General features: G+C 70.5%; 17 protein-coding genes. 12 read left to right on the top strand and 5 right to left on the bottom strand.

Annotated features, from left to right (window positions below):
• Nucleotides 1-154: 154 nt before the first annotated feature.
• From glmS to AC3RX0_RS00715, 3 genes are all read right to left on the bottom strand, one after another.
• Nucleotides 155-2,008, bottom strand: coding sequence for a glutamine--fructose-6-phosphate transaminase (isomerizing) (glmS, locus tag AC3RX0_RS00725; RefSeq protein ID WP_491504030.1), 1,854 nt, complete (start codon nucleotides 2,006-2,008; stop codon nucleotides 155-157).
• Nucleotides 1,968-2,144, bottom strand: coding sequence for a hypothetical protein (locus tag AC3RX0_RS00720; protein WP_491504029.1), 177 nt, complete (start codon nucleotides 2,142-2,144; stop codon nucleotides 1,968-1,970). Before AC3RX0_RS00720 ends, glmS begins: the two co-directional genes overlap by 41 nt.
• Before the next feature lie 62 nt (nucleotides 2,145-2,206).
• Nucleotides 2,207-3,262: a LacI family DNA-binding transcriptional regulator gene (locus AC3RX0_RS00715; RefSeq protein ID WP_491504028.1), complete on the bottom strand. Its 1,056-nt coding sequence runs from the start codon at nucleotides 3,260-3,262 to the stop codon at nucleotides 2,207-2,209.
• Between the two features lie 111 nt (nucleotides 3,263-3,373).
• On the opposite strand from AC3RX0_RS00715, the gene AC3RX0_RS00710 reads away from it, so the two are divergent.
• From AC3RX0_RS00710 to AC3RX0_RS00680, 7 genes are read left to right on the top strand one after another with little or no spacing between them, the layout of a single operon-like run.
• Nucleotides 3,374-4,447 (top strand): C45 family autoproteolytic acyltransferase/hydrolase, encoded by a 1,074-nt coding sequence (locus tag AC3RX0_RS00710; RefSeq protein ID WP_491504027.1) that lies wholly within the window; start codon nucleotides 3,374-3,376, stop codon nucleotides 4,445-4,447.
• A 29-nt stretch (nucleotides 4,448-4,476) separates the two neighbouring features.
• The gene (locus AC3RX0_RS00705; protein ID WP_491504026.1) at nucleotides 4,477-6,111 is read left to right on the top strand and encodes an amidohydrolase; all 1,635 of its coding nucleotides are present in this window, start codon (nucleotides 4,477-4,479) and stop codon (nucleotides 6,109-6,111) included.
• Complete coding sequence (locus tag AC3RX0_RS00700) at nucleotides 6,108-7,121, top strand: ABC transporter permease (protein WP_491504025.1); 1,014 nt, start codon at nucleotides 6,108-6,110, stop codon at nucleotides 7,119-7,121. Before AC3RX0_RS00705 ends, AC3RX0_RS00700 begins: the two co-directional genes overlap by 4 nt.
• Complete coding sequence (locus tag AC3RX0_RS00695) at nucleotides 7,118-7,990, top strand: ABC transporter permease (RefSeq protein WP_491504024.1); 873 nt, start codon at nucleotides 7,118-7,120, stop codon at nucleotides 7,988-7,990. The genes AC3RX0_RS00700 and AC3RX0_RS00695 overlap by 4 nt, the downstream gene beginning before the upstream one ends.
• Complete coding sequence (locus AC3RX0_RS00690; protein ID WP_491504023.1) at nucleotides 7,987-9,021, top strand: ABC transporter ATP-binding protein; 1,035 nt, start codon at nucleotides 7,987-7,989, stop codon at nucleotides 9,019-9,021. The genes AC3RX0_RS00695 and AC3RX0_RS00690 overlap by 4 nt, the downstream gene beginning before the upstream one ends.
• Nucleotides 9,018-9,824, top strand: a complete 807-nt coding sequence (locus tag AC3RX0_RS00685; RefSeq protein ID WP_491504022.1) for an ABC transporter ATP-binding protein — start codon at nucleotides 9,018-9,020, stop codon at nucleotides 9,822-9,824. Before AC3RX0_RS00690 ends, AC3RX0_RS00685 begins: the two co-directional genes overlap by 4 nt.
• A 23-nt stretch (nucleotides 9,825-9,847) precedes the next feature.
• Nucleotides 9,848-11,494 (top strand): ABC transporter substrate-binding protein, encoded by a 1,647-nt coding sequence (locus tag AC3RX0_RS00680; RefSeq protein ID WP_491504021.1) that lies wholly within the window; start codon nucleotides 9,848-9,850, stop codon nucleotides 11,492-11,494.
• 38 nt (nucleotides 11,495-11,532) lie between these two features.
• Here the strand turns inward: AC3RX0_RS00680 and coaA are convergent, their stop codons facing one another.
• Nucleotides 11,533-12,492, bottom strand: a complete 960-nt coding sequence (gene coaA / locus AC3RX0_RS00675) for a type I pantothenate kinase (RefSeq protein ID WP_491504020.1) — start codon at nucleotides 12,490-12,492, stop codon at nucleotides 11,533-11,535.
• A gap of 334 nt (nucleotides 12,493-12,826) precedes the next feature.
• Here coaA and AC3RX0_RS00670 point away from each other — a divergent pair, with 334 nt between their 5' ends.
• Nucleotides 12,827-14,107 (top strand): APC family permease, encoded by a 1,281-nt coding sequence (locus AC3RX0_RS00670; RefSeq protein WP_491504019.1) that lies wholly within the window; start codon nucleotides 12,827-12,829, stop codon nucleotides 14,105-14,107.
• A 21-nt stretch (nucleotides 14,108-14,128) separates the two neighbouring features.
• On the opposite strand, the gene AC3RX0_RS00665 is transcribed toward AC3RX0_RS00670, so the two are convergent.
• Nucleotides 14,129-14,485, bottom strand: coding sequence for a metalloregulator ArsR/SmtB family transcription factor (locus AC3RX0_RS00665; protein WP_491504018.1), 357 nt, complete (start codon nucleotides 14,483-14,485; stop codon nucleotides 14,129-14,131).
• Between the two features lie 87 nt (nucleotides 14,486-14,572).
• Between AC3RX0_RS00665 and AC3RX0_RS00660 the strand changes: the two genes are divergently transcribed.
• From AC3RX0_RS00660 to AC3RX0_RS00645, 4 genes are all read left to right on the top strand, one after another.
• A complete protein-coding gene (locus tag AC3RX0_RS00660; protein WP_491504017.1) occupies nucleotides 14,573-15,889 on the top strand; it encodes an NAD(P)-binding domain-containing protein in 1,317 nt (438 codons plus the stop codon).
• Entirely contained in the window at nucleotides 15,886-16,401 is a 516-nt protein-coding gene (locus AC3RX0_RS00655) for a GNAT family N-acetyltransferase (protein WP_491504016.1), read from the top strand. Before AC3RX0_RS00660 ends, AC3RX0_RS00655 begins: the two co-directional genes overlap by 4 nt.
• Nucleotides 16,398-16,808, top strand: coding sequence for an arsenate reductase ArsC (locus tag AC3RX0_RS00650; protein ID WP_491504015.1), 411 nt, complete (start codon nucleotides 16,398-16,400; stop codon nucleotides 16,806-16,808). Before AC3RX0_RS00655 ends, AC3RX0_RS00650 begins: the two co-directional genes overlap by 4 nt.
• 147 nt (nucleotides 16,809-16,955) lie before the next feature.
• Nucleotides 16,956-18,257: an ABC transporter substrate-binding protein gene (locus AC3RX0_RS00645; protein WP_491504014.1), complete on the top strand. Its 1,302-nt coding sequence runs from the start codon at nucleotides 16,956-16,958 to the stop codon at nucleotides 18,255-18,257.
• The last annotated feature ends 1 nt before the right edge of the window (nucleotide 18,258 follow it).

The following is an 18,258-nucleotide window of genomic DNA, read 5'->3' as shown; positions in this document are numbered from 1 at the left end:
CCCGCCCGCCCTGCCGCCATCGCGCGCATCAAGGTCGAGAATGCACGAACTGCGCATCCCACGGCGTCAGCGGCGCAGTTGCGATCTCGAACCCGCATCGCAGTGCGAGATGACGGCCGCCCGCCGCGCACCGCCGCCCGCCGCGCAGCGGCCCCTACTCGACCGTGACCGACTTGGCCAGGTTGCGGGGCTGGTCGACGTCCAGACCGCGGGCCTCGGCCAGGCCCATCGCGAAGATGTGCAGCGGCACGACGGCCAGCAGCGGCTCGAACAGGGGCCCGGCCAGCGGGATGTGCAGCACCTCGTCGGCGAACGGCAGCACCGCGGCGTCGCCCTCTTCGGCGATGACGATCACGCGGGCACCGCGGGCACGGATCTCCTGGATGTTCGAGACCACCTTGTCGTGCAGCTGCGGCGAGTGAACGGGCGACGGCACGATCACGAACACCGGCTGCCCGGGCTCGATCAGCGCGATCGGGCCGTGCTTGAGCTCACCGGCGGCGAAGCCCTCGGCGTGGATGTACGAGATCTCCTTGAGCTTGAGCGCGCCCTCGAGCGCGATCGGGAACCCAACGTGCCGGCCGAGGAACAGCACCGAGCGCGAGTCGGCCATCCAGCGCGCCAGCTGCGTGGTGCGCGCCTGCTCGGCCTCGAGGATCCACGAGATCTTGCCGGGCACGGCTTCGAGCTCGACGACGGCCCGCGCCGACGCCTCGGCCGACAGCGCACCGCGCACGCGGCCGACGTGCAGCGCGAGCAGGTACAGCGCGGTGATCTGTGCGACGAACGCCTTGGTCGAGGCGACGGCGACCTCGGGGCCGGCGTGCGTGTAGACGATCGCGTCGGACTCGCGCGGGATCGTCGCCCCCTGCGTGTTGCAGATCGACAGCGTCTTGGCCCCGCGCTCGCGCGCGTACTTCACGGCCATCAGGGTGTCCATGGTCTCGCCGGACTGGCTGATCGAGACGACGAGCGTGCCCTCGTCGAGCACCGGGTCGCGGTAGCGGAACTCGTGCGCGAGCTCGACGTCCACCGGCACGCGCGCCCACTGCTCGAGCGCGTACTTGCCGACCTGGCCGGCATAGGACGCGGTGCCGCAGGCCACGACGATGATGCGATGGATGCCGCGGAACAGCTCGTCGAGTCCGTCGAGCTCGGGAATGACCACCGCCTGGTCGTGGATGCGTCCGCGCACCGTGTTGGCGACGGCCTCGGGCTCTTCCGACACCTCCTTCGCCATGAACGACGACCATCCGCCCTTTTCGGCGGCCGCGGCATCCCACGTCACCTCGAACGGCTCCGGCTCGACCGGCGCGCCGTCGAAGTCGGTGACGACGACGGCCCCGGGGCGGATCGCGACGATCTGGTCCTGCCCGATCGCGAGGGCCTTGCGGGTGTGCTCGACGAACGCGGCGACGTCCGAGCCGAGGAACGTCTCGCCCTCGCCCAGCCCGATCACCAGCGGAGAGTTGCGGCGCGCGCCGACGACCAGGCCCGGGTGGTCCTCGTGCATCGCGAGCAGCGTGAACGCGCCGTCGAGGCGGTTGACCGTCGCGCGGAACGCGGCCTCGAGGTCGTTGCCGCCTGCCCGGTATTCGCGGGCCAGAAGTGCTGCGGCGACCTCGGTGTCGGTCTCGCTCACGAAGGTGACGCCGGATGCCACGAGCTCGGCCTTCAGGGTCGAGAAGTTCTCGATGATCCCGTTGTGGATGACCGCGAGCCGTCCGTCGTCGGCCAAGTGCGGGTGCGCGTTCTGGTCGGTGGGGCCGCCGTGCGTGGCCCAGCGGGTGTGCCCGATGCCGCTCGTGCCGTCGGCCATCGGCGAGTGCTTCAGGTCGTCGCGCAGCACGCTGAGCTTGCCGGCGCGCTTGCGCATGCCGAGGTGGCCGTCGGCGTCGATGACGGCGATGCCAGCCGAGTCGTAGCCGCGGTACTCGAGTCGGGCAAGTCCCGACAGCAGGATGCTCTCACTCGGCCGCGAGCCGACGTATCCGACGATTCCACACATGGAGTCCATCGTACGAAGACGTGAATGCGAGGAGCCTGAACTTATGCCGGCCCTGCAGCGCCCCGGCTTCGACGAGCTCGGCCAGCACGGCGTCGACGAGGGCGCCCGAATCGGCGGCGTCGATCACATCGGCCACGTCGTCGACGCGCGCAGGGTCGTCGAGCGGGACTCCCGGAGCGGGCCGCGGCATCCCATCGCCTACTCGTCCTGCGGCCCGGCCGCAGCCGACGCCTCCACGGCGCCGCGCCGCGAGGACGCGCGCACCCGAAACTTCGTGGACGTCATGATCGGTCCCGCACTGGGGCGGCCCGCCATGCGCGCCTGCAGCAGATCGAGCAGGGCATGCGACTCGCCCCACGGGTTCAGCTCGAGCGCCGAGATCGCCGGCCGGGAGTGCCGGCTGTGCTCGGAATCGGACGCCGTGGCGATCATCACGTCTTCGGGGACGCGCAGCCCTCGCTCACTCAGCTGCAGCAGGACTCCGGCCGCGTGCCGGCCGGTGAGGCACAGCAGCGCGTCGGGCACGCCCTCGACGGCGATGCGCGCGGCGACGGCGCGCCCGCCGGGCACGCCCTCGCGTTCGGCGGCCGTGTGCACGCGGGGTGCGATGCGGCGGGCCTCGCACCACTGCCGGTACACGGCCTCGCTGTCGATGTTCCAGGCGTTCGGGTCGGTTCCCCGCACCAGCCCGATCGTGCGGGCGCCCTGGGCGGCGAAGTGGTCGAGGATCTGCCTCATGCTGACGGTGTCGTCCTCGCTGACCCAGTCGGTGAAGTCTGGACGACTGAGGTCGCGGCCGAGCGTGACGTAGGGGATGCCGCGCCGCTCGAGCATCGCGATCACCGGGTCGTCGACATGCGGCAGGTTCACGATGTATCCGTCGAGGCCGAACGCCAGCGGCGGCGAGGGTCGGCGAGTCGGGTCGGGCACGAGCATGACGCTGAGCCCGCGGGTCATGGCCTGCGCCGAGGTCGCTCCCATGAAGCGCGCGAAGACGTCCACGCCTTCGGGCGCGTACTCGCCGAGTGCGTCGAGCGATCGGATCACGAGTCCGATCACCCCGACAGGCGCGCCGCGCAGGCCGCGGGCCAGCGCATCGGCCTGATACTCCATCTCGTCGGCGACCGCGCGCACCCGCAGACGCGTCGCCTCGCTGAGCGTGCCGGTGCCGTTCAGAGCCATCGACACCGCCGCCGTCGACACCTGCGCCCGCCGCGCCACGTCGCGGATCGTGACCCCGTTGTTCCGCGGCATCCTCGCCTCCTCACTCCACGACGATTGTATTAAACGTTTAATGCATTTAGTCTCACCTGCATCGACTCCGACGACGGTGTCGACGACACGATTCCCCGATGAAGGCTCGACGTGAGACTGCACACCCTGCGCACCGCCGCTGACCCCGCCCGGCGCGGCCATGAGATCGGCACCGCGTTCGCGGGCCCGCTGCGGACGGCCATCGCCGGCTATCTGGCCCATTTCGAGCAGCTCGGCATCCCGACCGCGCAGGTGCGGGCGATCGTCGAGCGCAGCCGTGGCGCGCTGCAGCAGTGGGCGCCGCATCTGGCGGAGGAGTCGGATGCCGCGGCCGCGGCCGCGGGGATCGAACCCTGGCGGGTGTCGGCCATCGGATCGCGCACGGAGGTGCTGGCCGTGGCGCCGTCGGCGGGCGAGGGCGAATGCACCACCGCGGTGCACCTGGCGGCGCACGAGCCGCCCGAGACGATCCAGACCTGGGACTGGCACGGCCATCTCGCCGCGGACGGGCTGCTGATGCAGCTGACGACGGCGTCCGGCCGCGGCGTGAAGCTGTTCACCGAGTTCGGCGCTCCCGCCAAGATCGGCGTGAACGACGCCGGCCTCGCCCTGCACTTTAACATCCTGTCGCATCGCAGCGATAGCGACGCCGGCGGCGTGCCGGTGCACGCGATCGCGCGCCGGGTCCTCGAAGACGCCGCGAGCGTCGACGAGGCCGTGCAGATCGCCGCGTCCGCGGCTGTCAGCGCGTCGACCGTGCTGACCGTCGCCACCTGGGATGGCGAGACGGCGAGCGCGGCGAGCATCGAGATGTCGCCGGCGGGCGTCGCGGTCGTGCGCCCCGGCGACGACGGCTGGCTGCTGCACACGAATCACTTCCTGGACGAGTCCCTGCACGACGGCGACACGATCGACGGCTCGTCGTCCACCACGTACGAGCGGTACGGGCACGCGCAGGCCGCGCGGTCGGCCATGGCCGGACGCAGCCCTCTCGCCCGGGCCGCCGCCTTCTGCGGGGCCGAAGGCGGCGATGCGGCGGTGTGCGTCCGCGCCGATCCGGCACAGCCGGCGCACCTGCGGTGGGAGACGCTGCTGACGATCGCGCTGGACGCCGCCGATTTCGCGCTGTTCACGCATCCGGGCCCGCCGGCCGAAGCAGCGAGCACCGGACTGGACCGATTCTGACCGACCGACCGAGAAGGAGTGCGACGACGATGCCGATGCAGCTCTACCGCAACGCGCGGATCTTCACCGCCGACCGGCGACCGTGGGCCGAGGCCCTGGTCGTCGACGGCACGCGGATCGCCTATGCCGGCGACGACGCCACGGCGCGGCAGATCGCCGGGACCGACGCGCAGACCACCGACCTGGACGGGGCCCTCGTGCTGCCCGGCTTCGTCGACGGCCACGCCCACGTCGTGGGCACCGGCGAAGCGGCCGGCCAGGTCGACCTGTGGGGCGCCGAGGATGTCGGCGAGATCCAGCGCCGCATCCGGGCGTGGGCCCGGGCGCATCCGACCGCGCCGCGCATCCGGGCGCAGGGCTGGAACCACGGCGCGATCGGCGGCGGCGCGCCCACGCGCGCCATGCTCGACGAGGCGGTGCCCGATCGGCCGGTGTATGCGCAGTCGTACGACTACCACTCGATCTGGCTGAACACCGCTGCGCTGGCCGAGGTGGGCATCGACGACGACACAGCGTCGCCCGCCGGCGGCACCGTGCACCGCGATGGCCATGGAGTGGCGACGGGATACGTCGACGAGACCGCGATGCACCGCCTGGTCTGGCCGATCCTCGACGGCTTCTCGGACGACGCGCACCGCGACCAGGCGCTGCAGGCGGTGCTGGACGGCTATCGCCGCAGCGGCGTCACCGCCGTCACCGACATGGCGCTGATCGAAGACGATCTGGCCGCGATGCAGCGCGCCGAGGCATCCGGGACGCTCACTGCCCGCATCACCGCCTTCTGGCGCGTGCAGCCCACCGGCGATCCGGCCGCCAATCTCGCCCAGGTCGCCCGCGCGACACAGCTCGCGACGCAGCAGAGTTCGGCGTTCCTGCGGGTCACCGGCATCAAGATCATCGTCGACGGGACCATCGACGGCTGCACCGCGGCTCTGGGCCGCCCGTACGCCGACGGCTCCACAGCCGAACCCGTGTGGAGTCTCGACGAGCTGGCCCCCGTGGTCGCCGCTGCCGACGCATCCGGCCTGCAGGTGGCTCTGCACGCGATCGGCGACGAGGCCGTCCGCATCGCCGTCGACGCCGTCGCCCGCGCCGTCGCTGCGAACGGCATCCGGCCGCGCCGGCACCGCATCGAGCACCTGGAGGTCGTCGAGCCCGCCGACATCGCCCGTCTCGCTGCGCTCGGCATCACCGCCAGCATGCAGCCCGTGCACGCCGACCCGTCGCATCAGGCCAACTGGCGTGCGCTGCTCGGCGACGAGCGCGTGCAGCGCGGCTACCCCTGGCCGGAGATGACGGATGCCGGAGCCCGGCTCGTGTTCGGCACCGACTCGCCGACCGCCCCGTCGGCGCCGCTGCCGAACATGTTCATCGCCGCGACCAGGCGCTCCGCGAAGGACCCCGCGCTGCCGCCGAACATCCCGCACTACGCCGTCCCCCTGGCCGACGCCGTCGTGCACGCGACCGCGGACGCCGCGTGGGCGGCCCGCGCCGAGAACGAGTACGGCCGCCTGGCCGCCGGCCTTGCCGCCGACTTCATCGTCCTGGACCGCGACGTCTTCGCCGCGCCGGCCGACGAGCTGCTCGCCGCGCGCGTGGTGCGCACGGTCGTAGCCGGCCGCACCGTGCACGCCGCCGCCCCCGTCGAAGTGGGTGCGCCATGAGCAGTCAGACGACCGTCGTGGCCGCGCAGCGGGCCGCCGCGAAGCGGTGGCCCGGGTGGCCCCTGGTGCGTTTCGTCGCCGGGCGCGTCGTCGGGCTCGTGGTGACGCTGCTGATCGCCAGCGTCGTCGTGTTCGGTGCCCTGTACGTCGCACCGGGCAATCCGCTCACGTTCCTCACGCACGGCAGGACCATGTCGCCCGAGGGCATCGCGGCCCTCGAAGCGCAGTACCACCTCGACCTGCCGCTGTGGCAGCAGTACGCCCTGTGGCTGGGCGGCGTCGCGCACGGCGACTTCGGGACCTCCATCGTGTTCAACCAGCCGGTGTCGTCGGTGCTGGCTGCCCGCACGCCGGCGACGGTGCTGCTCGTGCTGTTCGCCGCCGTGATCGTGCTCGTGGTGGGCCTGGTCGTCGGGGTCTACGCGGGGCTGCGGCCGGGCTGGCTGTCGCGGTCCACCATGGTCACGGCCACGGCCGTCATGGCCGTGCCGACGTTCGTCGCCGCCGTCGTGCTCATCGTCGTCTTCGCCGTGAACCTGCGCTGGTTCCCGGTGTTCGGCGCCGGCGCCCCCGGGGTGGACGCGCTGTACCACGCGGTCCTTCCGGCCATCTCGCTCGCCCTGGCATCGGTCGCGTTCGTGGCCCGGCTGACCCGGACGGCGATTCGCGAAGAGCTGTCGATCGACCACGTGCAGACGGCGGTCAGCCGAGGGCTGCCGCGGCGGTTCATCGTGCGACGTCACGTCATCCGCAACGCGGCGATGCCGGTGCTGACCGTGGCGGGTCTGACGATCGCCGGGCTCATCGCCGGCAGCGTCGTGATCGAGCAGGTCTTCCAGCTCGGGGGCCTCGGCCAGCTGCTGATCGCCTCGGTGCAGCAGAAGGACTTCCCGGTGGTGCAGGCCGTGTGCCTGGTCTACGTGGCGGCCTTCATCGTGCTCAACACCCTGATCGACCTCGCCTACTCGCTGCTCGACCCCCGCGTGGACGTGGGAAGGACCGCCTCATGACCGTCGCCACCGTCGAAGACGCGCGCCTGCTCGCCCGCGAGGAGCGTCGCCTGCGGCGCGCAGGATCGCTCGGCGCGGCCGAATGGACGTCGCTGATCGTGCTGATCGCCATCGCCGCGATCGCGCTGCTCGCCCCTCTGCTCGCACCGGCCGACCCGAACGCAGCGAGCCTGTCGGACGCGTACCAGGGTGCGAGCGGCGCCCACCTGCTGGGCACCGACGCGAGCGGCCGCGACCTGCTGTCGCGTCTCATGGTCGGCTCGCGCACAGCGCTGGTGGGCCCGCTGGTCGTGGTCGTGGCATCCACGATCCTCGGCACGTGCCTGGCACTTGCCGCGGTGTGGTTCGGCGGATGGTTCGACCAGGTCGTCGTGCGGGTCATCGATGCGGTCTTCGCCTTCCCCGGCCTGCTGCTCGCGATCCTCGCCACGGCGCTGTTCGGGTCGGGCCTGACCGCCGCGGTCATCGCCCTGTCGATCGCGTACATCCCCTACATCGCCCGCATCGTGCGCAGTGCCGCGCTGCGCGAGCGCGCCCTGCCGTATGTGGCCGCGCTGCGCGTGCAGGGCGTGCGCGGTGTAGTCATCTCGCTGCGGCACGTCCTGCCCAACGTGGCAGGCCTGATCCTGGCGAACGCGACGCTCGCGTTCGGGTTCGCGCTCATGGATCTGGCGGGTCTGTCGTTCATCGGCCTGGGGGTGCAGCCACCCACAGCCGACTGGGGCGCGATGGTCGGCTCGGGCATGGCGGGCGTGCTGCAGCAGCGCCCGCAGGAGGCGCTGTACGCCAGCGTCATGATCGTCATCGTCGTCGCTGCGGTCAACACGCTGGGCGACCGGCTCAACGAACGATCGGAGGGACGGGCATGAGCGCGCTCGTCGAAGTCGACGACCTGACCGTGCGCCTCCCGGTCGGAGGGCGCATGCGGCCCGTGCTGCGCGACGTGTCCTTCGCGCTCGAGCCGGGCAGGACCCTCGGGCTGGTCGGCGAGTCGGGATCGGGCAAGTCGATGACCGCGCGCGCGGTGGCACGGCTGCTGCCCGCGGGCGCTGACGTGGCGGGCCACGTGCGTTTCGACGGCGTCGACGTGTTCGACATGCGCGCCGACGCGCTGCGCGCCTACCGCGCGGGCGACGTGGCGATGATCTTCCAGGATGCCCGCGCCCACACCAACCCGGTGCGACGCATCGGCGACTTCCTCACCGAGGCGCTGCGCACGAACGAGCGGGTCCCGCCCCGGCAGGCCGCCGAACGGGCCGCAGAGGTGCTGCGCCAGGTGGGCATCGGCGACCCCGAGCGCCGCATGCGGCAGTACCCGCACGAGCTGTCGGGCGGTCTGCTGCAGCGGGTCATGATCGCCGCGGCCGTGGCCGTGCGCCCGCGGCTGATCCTCGCCGACGAGCCGACGACGGCTCTGGATGTCACGACCCAGGCCGAGGTGATGGCGATCCTGGGCCGCATGCAGCGCGAGTACGGCATGGCGATGCTGTTCATCACCCACGACCTGGAGCTCGCAGCCGCCGTGTGCGACGAGACCATCGTGCTGTACGCGGGCCAGGTGATGGAGCGCCAGTCGTCGGCGCGGCTCGTGGCCGACCCGCTGCACCCGTACACGGCGGCGCTCGTGCAGGCGCGTCCCGACATCGACCGGCGCGCCGCACGCCTACCGGCGATCCCCGGGCATCCCACCACCGCGTACGAGGCGCCGGACGGCTGTCCGTTCGCCCCCCGCTGCCGGTTCGCACAGGACGCCTGCCGCGCCACGGTGCCGCCGCTGCTGCAGATCGGTCCGGCTGATGCCCCGCAGGGGCTGTCGCGCTGCGTGCGCATGCCGGAGCTGCAGGGTCGGATACTCTCACCCGACCTCACGTTCGCACAGAGCGAAGGAGCGGCACGATGAGCGAACCGCTGCTGGCCGTCGAAGGCCTCACGAAGACGTTCGGGCGCGGACGCAGCGAGACCACCGCCGTCGCCGACGTGAGCTTCACGCTCGAGGCCGGCGGAGCGCTCGGCATCGTCGGCGAGTCCGGGTCGGGCAAGACGACCACGGCGCGGATGATCATCGGCCTGGAACGGCCCACGTCGGGCCGCATCCTCGTGCGCGGGCAGGATCGGACGCGGCCCGCGCGCGGCGCGCGCCGGCTGCGTGAGCGCGGGCGCGACATCCAGATCGTCTTCCAGGACCCGTATACGTCGTTGGACCGTCGGCAGCGCATCGGCGACTGCCTCGCCGAGGTGATCGGCGTGCACTTCCGGCTCGGGCGCGACGAGACCCGGCGCCGGGTACGAGAGCTCGCCGATCTCGTCGGGCTCGACGAGCACCGGCTGTCGGCGCTGCCCAGGGCCCTGTCGGGCGGGCAGCGGCAGCGGGTCGCGATCGCGCGAGCGCTGGCGGCCGAACCCGACGTGCTGATCCTCGACGAAGCGGTCTCGGCGCTGGACGTATCGATCCAGGCGCAGATCCTCAATCTTCTCTCCGACATCCGCGAAGAGCGTGGAGTGAGCTACCTGTTCATCAGCCACGATCTCGCGGTGATCCGTCAGGTCACCGACGACACGATCGTCATGCGCCACGGCTCGGTCGTCGAGCAGGGCACCACTGCCGCCGTGCTCGACGATCCGCAACACCCCTATACCAGGCTCCTGCGCGACAGCGTCCCGCAGGAGGGCTGGGATCCCACCGCTATCACAGCGCGGCGCTGATCCCACCGAACAGGAGGCATCACATGTCCATCACCCGCTCCCGCATCGCCGCCGTCGCCGTCGGCGCGGCGGCGCTCATGGTCCTCGCCGGCTGCTCCGGCGCAGGCGGCCCCGCCCCGACGACGTCATCCGCCGGCAGCGGGCTGACCACCCTCACCCCGGCCGGCACGAGCGAGGTCGACTCGATCACGTGGAACGTGTTCCAGGGCGAGCCGCAGACGATCGACCCGTACCACGGCGCCGACTACACGCCCAACATGATCAACTCGAACATGTGCGAGACGCTGCTCGCGCAGACCCCCGACTTCAAGATCACACCGAACCTGGCATCGTCGTTCTCGAACCCCGACCCGTTGACCTGGGTGTACGAGCTGCGCGACGACGTCACGTTCTGGGACGGCTCGCCGATGACCGCCGACGACGTCGTGTGGAGCCTGCAGCACACCCTCAACGACAAGACGACGTTCTACAGCTACCTGTTCAGCAGCGTGAAGTCGATCGCGAAGACGGGGCCCCACGAGGTCACCGTGAAGCTGAAGACGCCCGACTATCTGTTCAACGACGAGCTGGCCAGCTTCGCCGGGGTCATCGTGCAGAAGAAGTTCTGGGAGGAGCACGGCAACAAGGTCGGCAGCCCCGACGTCGGCCTCATGTGCACCGGGCCGTACGAGTTCAAGAAGTGGACGCAGGGGCAGTCGATCAGCGTGAGCCGCTACGACGGCTACTGGGACAAGAAGCGCACCCCGAAGGTGAAGAACATCGACTTCACCTTCGTCACCGACGACTCGGCCATCACCGCAGGCCTGCTCTCGGGTCAGATCGACGGCACGTACGACCCGCCGACCGCCGGCATCCCGCAGCTGAAGGCCTCGTCGGCGGGCAAGCTCTACTACGGCCCCGCACCGCTGGAGGTGACCCTCGTGGTCGCCAATCCGAAGGGCGCGATGGGCAACGCCGACGTGCGCAAGGCGCTGCAGATGGCGATCGACTGGAAGGGCATCGGCCAGCAGATCTACGGCGGACGGGGCACCCCCGCGGCGCTGCAGACGGTGCCGGCCGTCTTCGGCTTCGCGAAGGACGAGCTGACGGCGTATGCCGACTCGGTCAAGACCGACGGCACACCGCAGATCGAGGCCGCCAAGAAGCTGCTCGCCGGCGTCTCGGCCGACGTCAAGGCGAAGACGATCAGCCTCGTCGTGCCGCAGCAGAACGACACGCAGCAGCTGGGCATCGCGATCAAGTCCGCGGCCGACAAGATCGGACTGAAGTTCAAGCTCAACGTCGTTCCGGCGACCGGCTACTCGAACTACCTGTACGACCCCGCCACCCGCGGCGACACCGACTTGCTGTACACGCAGTTCTGGCCGAACATCCCGAACCCGCTGGACTGGCTGGCGTTGACCGCCGTGTCAGGCGCGTCCTTCAACCAGTCGGGCTATTCGGGCATCGACGACCTGTTCGGTCAGGCGGTCGCCGAGAAGGATGTCACGGCCCGCGCGAAGCTCGTCGTCGAGATGGAGAAGAAGCTCCACGATGAGATGAACCCGATGTTCCCCGGCGTCGAGCTGACGAACGACCTGTGGCTCGGCAGCCGGATCACCGGAGCTCCCGCCGCGTTCGACTACGTGTTCTACCCGTGGGCGGCATACCTGGGCGGCACCGGCAAGTGAGACCCGGCTGGGGTCGGGACGGGACCCGGCCCCAGCCGTCACAGCTTGCGCAGCAGCACCCGCTCCACGGCGTGGTTCGGGCCCTTGCGCAGCACGAGCGAGGCGCGATGGCGCGTGGGCAGCACGTTCTCTTCGAGGTTCGGCAGGTTGATGTCGTTCCAGAACCCGAGCGCCCGGGCCACCGCCTCGTCGTCGCTGAGGCCGGCGAACACGTTGAAGAACGAGTTCGGGTTGCTGAACGCGCTGTGCCGCAGGGTGAGGAACCGGTCGACGTACCAGCGCTCGATGTGCGAGGCATCCGCGTCGACATAGATCGAGAAGTCGAACAGGTCCGACACGGCGATGTCGTTGGGACTCGGCGGCGGCTGCAGCACGTTCAGTCCCTCGACGATGAGCACATCGGGACGGCGCACGGTCACCTGCGCGTCTGACACGATGTCGTACCGCATGTGCGAGTAATAGGGAGCCTGCGCCTCGGCCACGCCGCTCTTGATCTGCATGAGGAAGTCGACGAGCGCCCGCCGATCGTACGACTCCGGAAAGCCCTTGCGGTCCATCAGCCCGCGCCGGGCGAGCTCGGCGTTCGGGTAGAGAAAGCCGTCGGTCGTGATCAGCTCGACCCGCGGGGTGTCGGCCCAGCGGCTCATCAGCTCGCGCAGCAGGCGCGCGATCGTCGACTTGCCGACGGCGACCGAGCCGGCGACTCCCACCACGAACGGCGTCGTGGTGTCGTCGCTCTCGTTCAGGAACTCGGCCGTGTCGGCCCCGAGCCGCTTGGTCGCCCGCGCGTACAGGCTCAGCAGGCGGCTGAGCGGCAGGTAGACGTCGCGCACCTCGGCGAGGTCGAGCCGGTCGCCGAGCCCGCGGATCTGCACGACCTCGGTCTCGGTCAGCGGCTGCGACATGCCCGCCGCCAGCCGCGACCATTCGCCGCGAGGGATCTCGCGGTACAGCTCCGGCGCGGACGGACCGGCGTCGGTCATCGATTCAGCGGGCATCGCGGATCATCGTATCGTCTGCCGCTCCCTCCCTCCCCCCTCCCTCCATCCCCCCATCCCTCCCTCCTCCCCTCCTCATCCCCGCCGAGGCATCCCTCCATCCCGCGAGGCATCCCGCTCGCGTGTGGGCGCCTTCCCCAATCAATAGGGATTCGGCGAGTCCACACCCCATAGTGTGTTGATTCGCCGAATCCATAGGGATTCGGCCCGGCATGCACCGGAACGACTCGACCGGCGCGCCGAAGCCGAGGCATCCCTCTCACGAGAGGGTGGATGCCGCAGCCCGTGCAGTCGTGTCACGATCGGTACACGCAACGACAGGAAGCACCGCGCCATGACCACCACCCCGTCCGGCACGTCAGGCGGTCTGGCGCGCCGGCTGAACTTCGGCGACGCGGTGGTCATCGGACTCGGATCGATGATCGGCGCCGGAATCTTCGCGTCGTTCGCCCCGGCGGCCGCCGCGGCGGGAGCCGGGCTGCTGATCGGCCTGATCGTCGCAGGCTTCATCGCGTTCTGCAACGCGACCTCGTCGGCGCAGCTCGCGGCCCAGTATCCGACCTCGGGCGGCACGTACGTCTACGGACGCGAACGCCTCGGCGAATGGCCCGGGTTCTTCGCCGGGTGGTCGTTCGTCATCGGCAAGACGGCGAGCTCGGCGGCGATGGCCATCACGTTCGCCACCTATGCCGTGCCCGCGTCGTGGGTGAAGCCGGTCGCGATCGCCGCGGTCGTGCTGCTCACGATCGTGAACACGCTCGGCATCACCCGCACGGCGCTGCTGACCCGCATCCTCGTCGCGATCGCCCTCGTCGCCCTCACGCTCGCCGTGATCATCGGCTTCACGCACACGTCCGCCGCCGCGAACGCGAGCGCAGCAGCACCCGGTCCGGCGATGGCCCTCTACGGCATCCTGCAATCGGCCGGCTTCCTCTTCTTCGCGTTCGCCGGCTACGCCCGCATCGCCACGATGGGCGAAGAGGTCATCGACCCGGCCCGCACGATCCCGCGCGCGATCATCACCGCCCTGACGATCACGCTCATCGTCTACGTGCTCGTCGCCGTGTCGGCCCTGCACGCGCTCGGCCCCGCCGGGCTCGCATCCGCCGCGGCGCCGCTGGGCGCTGTGGCCGACACCAGCGGAGCCCTCTGGCCGGGCATCGTGATCCGCATCGGCGCGGCCGCCGCCGCGCTCGGCGCCCTGCTGGCCATGATCGCCGGCATCGGCCGCACAAGCCTCGCGATGGCGCGCAACCGCGACATCCCGCCGTGGTTCGCCGCGGTGCATCCGCGGTTCCGCGTGCCGCACCGCGCGGAGCTCACCCTGGGCCTCGTGGTCTGCGTGCTGGTCGCGTTCACCGACCTGCGCGGCGCGATCGGCTTCTCGTCGTTCGGCGTGCTGCTGTACTACCTCATCGCGAACGTCTCGGCCTGGACGCAGACCCGCGAGCACCGCCGCTATCCGCGCCTGCTCGCGATCGCGGGAGCGGTGGGCTGCGGCATCCTCGTCACGACGCTGCCGCTGACCTCGATCGTCGCCGGCCTCATCGTCCTGGCGATCGGCCTCGGCTACCGGCTGATCCGGCTGCGCGTGCACACGCCCGGCCGGGACTGAGAATGGATGCCTCGTCGGCGGCTATGCGGACGTCAGGAGCTGCGCGACCCGCTCGAGAGCGTCGGGCTGCAGCTGGTAGTACGCCCAGGTGCCGCGCTTGGAGCGGCTGAGGAATCCGGCCTCGGTGAGGATCTTCAAGTGATGCGAGACGGTGGGCTGCGACAGCCCCACCGGGTCGATCAGATCGCATACGCACGCTTCGCGCCCCTCGGACGAGGCGACGATCGACAGCAGCCGCAGCCGGGCCGGATCGGCGAGCGCCTTCAGGGTGACGGCGAGCGATTCGGCCTCGTGCTGATCGAGCGGCTCTTTCACGAGCGGGGCGCAGCACGTCGCGCCGGCGGCGGTGACGTCGGTGACCTCGATCATGGTTGCCATATATCGATGATATTCGATATTGACAGACTTCGATAGAGCGTCCGATACTAGGCATCGACAATCATCGATGTTCTGGAGGCTCCCGCGATGACGCTGCTCGATCTGACACCCCGCACGGTCGCCGATGACCGGCTGACGACGCTGCCCGTGGTGATCATCGGGGCAGGCCCGATCGGTCTCGCGGCAGCCGCGAACCTCGTCGAACGCGGGGTCGACTTCGTCGTCCTCGAGGCGGGCGCCCGCGTCGCGACATCGATGCGACTGTGGGGCCACACGCGCCTGTTCTCGCCGTGGCGCCACCTGATCGACCCCGCCTCACGCCGCCTGCTCGAGATGTCCGGATGGACGGCGCCGGCGGACGAGGGACGCGCCCCCACCGGGCACGAGCTGGTCGACGAGTATCTCGCGCCGCTCGCCGCGCTCGACCCGATCGCGGCGAAGATCCGGTTCGGTGCGCGTGTGGTCGCGGTGACGCGCGAGGGCATGGACCGCACCCGCACCTCCGGCCGCGACAGGACGCCGTTCCTCGTGCGCCTGCAGACCGTCGACGGCGGGGTCGAGGAGTTCACCGGCCGGGCGGTCATCGACGCGTCCGGCACCTACGGCACACCGAATCCGCTCGGCTCGGCCGGCCTGGCGCCGATCGGCGCCGACCTCGTCGCGGAGCGCATCGTCCACGCCCTGCCCGACGTGCTCGGCGCCGACCGCGCCGTGTTCGCGGGTCGGCACACGACCGTCGTCGGCGCGGGCCACTCCGCGGCCAACACCCTCATCGCCCTCACCCGGCTGGCCAAGGACGAGCCGGGCACCCGGGTCAGCTGGCTGATCCGCAACCGGTCCGCCGTGCGCGTCTCGTCGTCGCCCGACGACGAACTGGCCGACCGCGCCCGGCTGGGCTCGCGGGTCGACCGGCTGGTCGCCCACGGCGCGATCGAGAAGATCGACTCGTTCGAGATCGCGCGGGTCGCGGCACAGGGCGACGGCGTTCGCCTCATCGGATCGCGCCGGGGTGAGGCATCCGTGCACGACACCGACGTGGTCGTGAACGCGACCGGGTTCCGCCCGCAGCTCGACATGCTGCGCGAGGTCCGCCTGGAGCTCGACGACATCGTCGAGGCGCCGCGGCGGCTCGCGCCGCTGATCGATCCGAATCTGCACTCGTGCGGCACGGTCGCCCCGCACGGTTTCGACGAGCTGCGCCACCCGGATGCGGGGTTCTTCATCGTCGGGATGAAATCGTACGGCCGGGCGCCGACGTTCCTGCTCGCCACCGGCTACGAGCAGGTGCGATCGGTGGTCGCCTGGCTCGACGGCGACATGCGGGCGGCCACCGAGGTGCAGCTGGTGCTGCCGGCGACCGGGGTCTGCTCGACCGACATCGGCGGGGGCTCCTGCTGCTCATGACCCGGATCAGGCCGATGCGGGCGGACGACTGGCCGCAGGTCGAGGCGATCTTCGCCGCGGGCATCGCGGGCGGCGAGGCCACGTTCGAGACCGCGACCCCGTCGTGGGAACGGTTCGATGCGGGCAAGGTCGACGATGCGCGTCTGGTCGCGGTCGACGAGGTCGGGGCGGTGGTCGGCTGGGCGGCCGCCTCGCCGGTCTCGGCGCGCGAGGTCTATCGCGGTGTCATCGAGCACTCGCTCTACATCGATCCGGCGCGGCGGGGCGAAGGCATCGGTCGGCAGCTGCTGCCCGCGTTCGTCGCCGCGGCAGACGACGCCGGATACTGGATGCTGCAGTCCAGCGTCTTCCCCGAGAACACGGCCAGTCTGCACCTGCATGCGCGGGCGGGTTTCCGCGTCGTCGGGCGGCGCGAGCGCATCGCCCGCTCGCAGCTCGGCCCGCACGCCGGCCGGTGGCGCGACACCGTGCTGATCGAGCGGCGATCCACCCGGAACGGAACCACCCCATGAGCGAGAAGCCCACCGTCCTGTTCGTGTGCGTCCACAACGCGGGCCGGTCGCAGATGGCCGCCGGCTTTCTGCAGCACCTGGCCGGCGACCGCATCGACGTGCTGTCGGCAGGATCCGAGCCAGGCGACCGGATCAACGCCGCCGCGGTCGCAGCGATGGCCGAAGAGGGCATCGACATCGCGGGCAACGCGCCGAAGCTGCTCACCGTCGACGCCGTGCGGGAGTCGGATGTCGTGATCACGATGGGATGCGGCGACGCCTGCCCGATCTTCCCCGGCAAGCGGTACGAGGACTGGCAGCTCGACGACCCTGCGGGGCAGGATGCCGCCACCGTGCGCCGCATCCGCGACCAGATCCGCACCTGCATCGAATCCCTCATCGCCGAGCTCCTCGACGCGCCCGCCTAGCCCCGAGGCATCCCTTCATCCCGCGAGGCATCCTGCCCGCGACACCACCCCGCATCACGAAATGACCACCGCCTCTTGACATTCCTGTGTTCTGTATACAGAATACTGAGGAACAGCGTGGTTTTCCTTTGAGAGGGGTCCCCCAAAATGCCGCGTACCCGCACTTTCCTCAAGATCGCCACGACCGTCACGGCGGTCACGGCGCTCAGCATCGGTCTCGGCGCGTGCAGCGGCGGCGGCGGAGCCACCGGTGGCAAGCAGACCGTCGTCTGGTCGACCTGGGGCACTCCGCAAGAGCTCACCCGGTTCAAGCAGTTCGACACCCAGTTCATGAAGGACCACCCCGACATCAACGTGGTCCTCCAGCCGGTCGCCGACTACGGCGACTACCACACCAAGCTGCTCACCGAGCTCGCCTCGGGCACCGCGCCCGACGTGTTCTACATCGGCGACGACCAGATCGGCAAGTTCGTCAACGCGAACGTGCTGATGCCGCTCGACAGCCTGATGGCCTCGAAGAACAGCCAGACCAACCCCGACGACTTCGCGCCCGGCCTGCTCGGCGCCGCGAAGAAGGACGGCAAGATCCTCGCCGAGCCGAACGACTCCAACCCCGACGCGCTCTGGTACGACAAAGTCGCGCTGAAGAAGGCCGGCATCACCGAGGACCCCGCCACGCTCGCCGCCGAAGGCAAGTGGACCACCGCGACGTACCTCGCGATGAACGACAAGCTGCACGCGGCGGGGCTGACCGGCTCGATGTTCTGGAACTACTGGTCGACGCACTGGAGCTGGATCTCTTCGCAGGGCGGCAAGGCCTTCGACGCCAGCGGAAAGTTCGTCGGCAACACCGATCCGACGGCCGTCGCCGCCATGACGACGTTCGGCAAGTACTTCCAGAACAAGACGTTCCTGGTCGCCGACACGCTGCCCAGCGGCGCCGGGTCGGACTCGCTGTTCGTCACGCACAAGGCCGGCTTCTACATCCAGGGCCGGTACACGATCGGCACCGTCAAGGCCGCCGGCGACCCGCAGGACTACGACGTCGCCCCGTGGCCCACGCCCGACGGCAAGGCCGCACCCACCGGCGTCGCCGTCAGCTACCTCGCGATCAACGCCAAGACGAAGGCGAAGGATGCCGCGTTCACGTTCTGGACGAGCTTCTTGAGCAAGCAGGGCCAGACGTTCCGCCTGCAGGGCAGTGGCAACGCCGTCCCGTCGATCAAGGGCGCCGACAACGTCGTGCTGGACGGCTACCCCGCTCACGCGCAGACGCTGCTGGACATGCGCGACCTCGGCTTCGAGGACTACGCGACCGAGGCGCAGGTGCCCGGCCTGTCGACCGACGTCAGCAACATCATGCTCAAGCTGTACCAGGGCAAGGTCACGGCCCAGCAGGCCCTCGACGAGTCGGCGCAGCTGATCAGCAGCAAGACCGGCGGAAAGTAAG

The sequence above is a fragment of the Microbacterium sp. W1-4-2 genome (genome assembly GCF_058349885.2).
The sequence above is the reverse complement of the archived record's forward strand: the minus strand, read 5'-3'. Positions and strand labels throughout refer to the sequence as shown.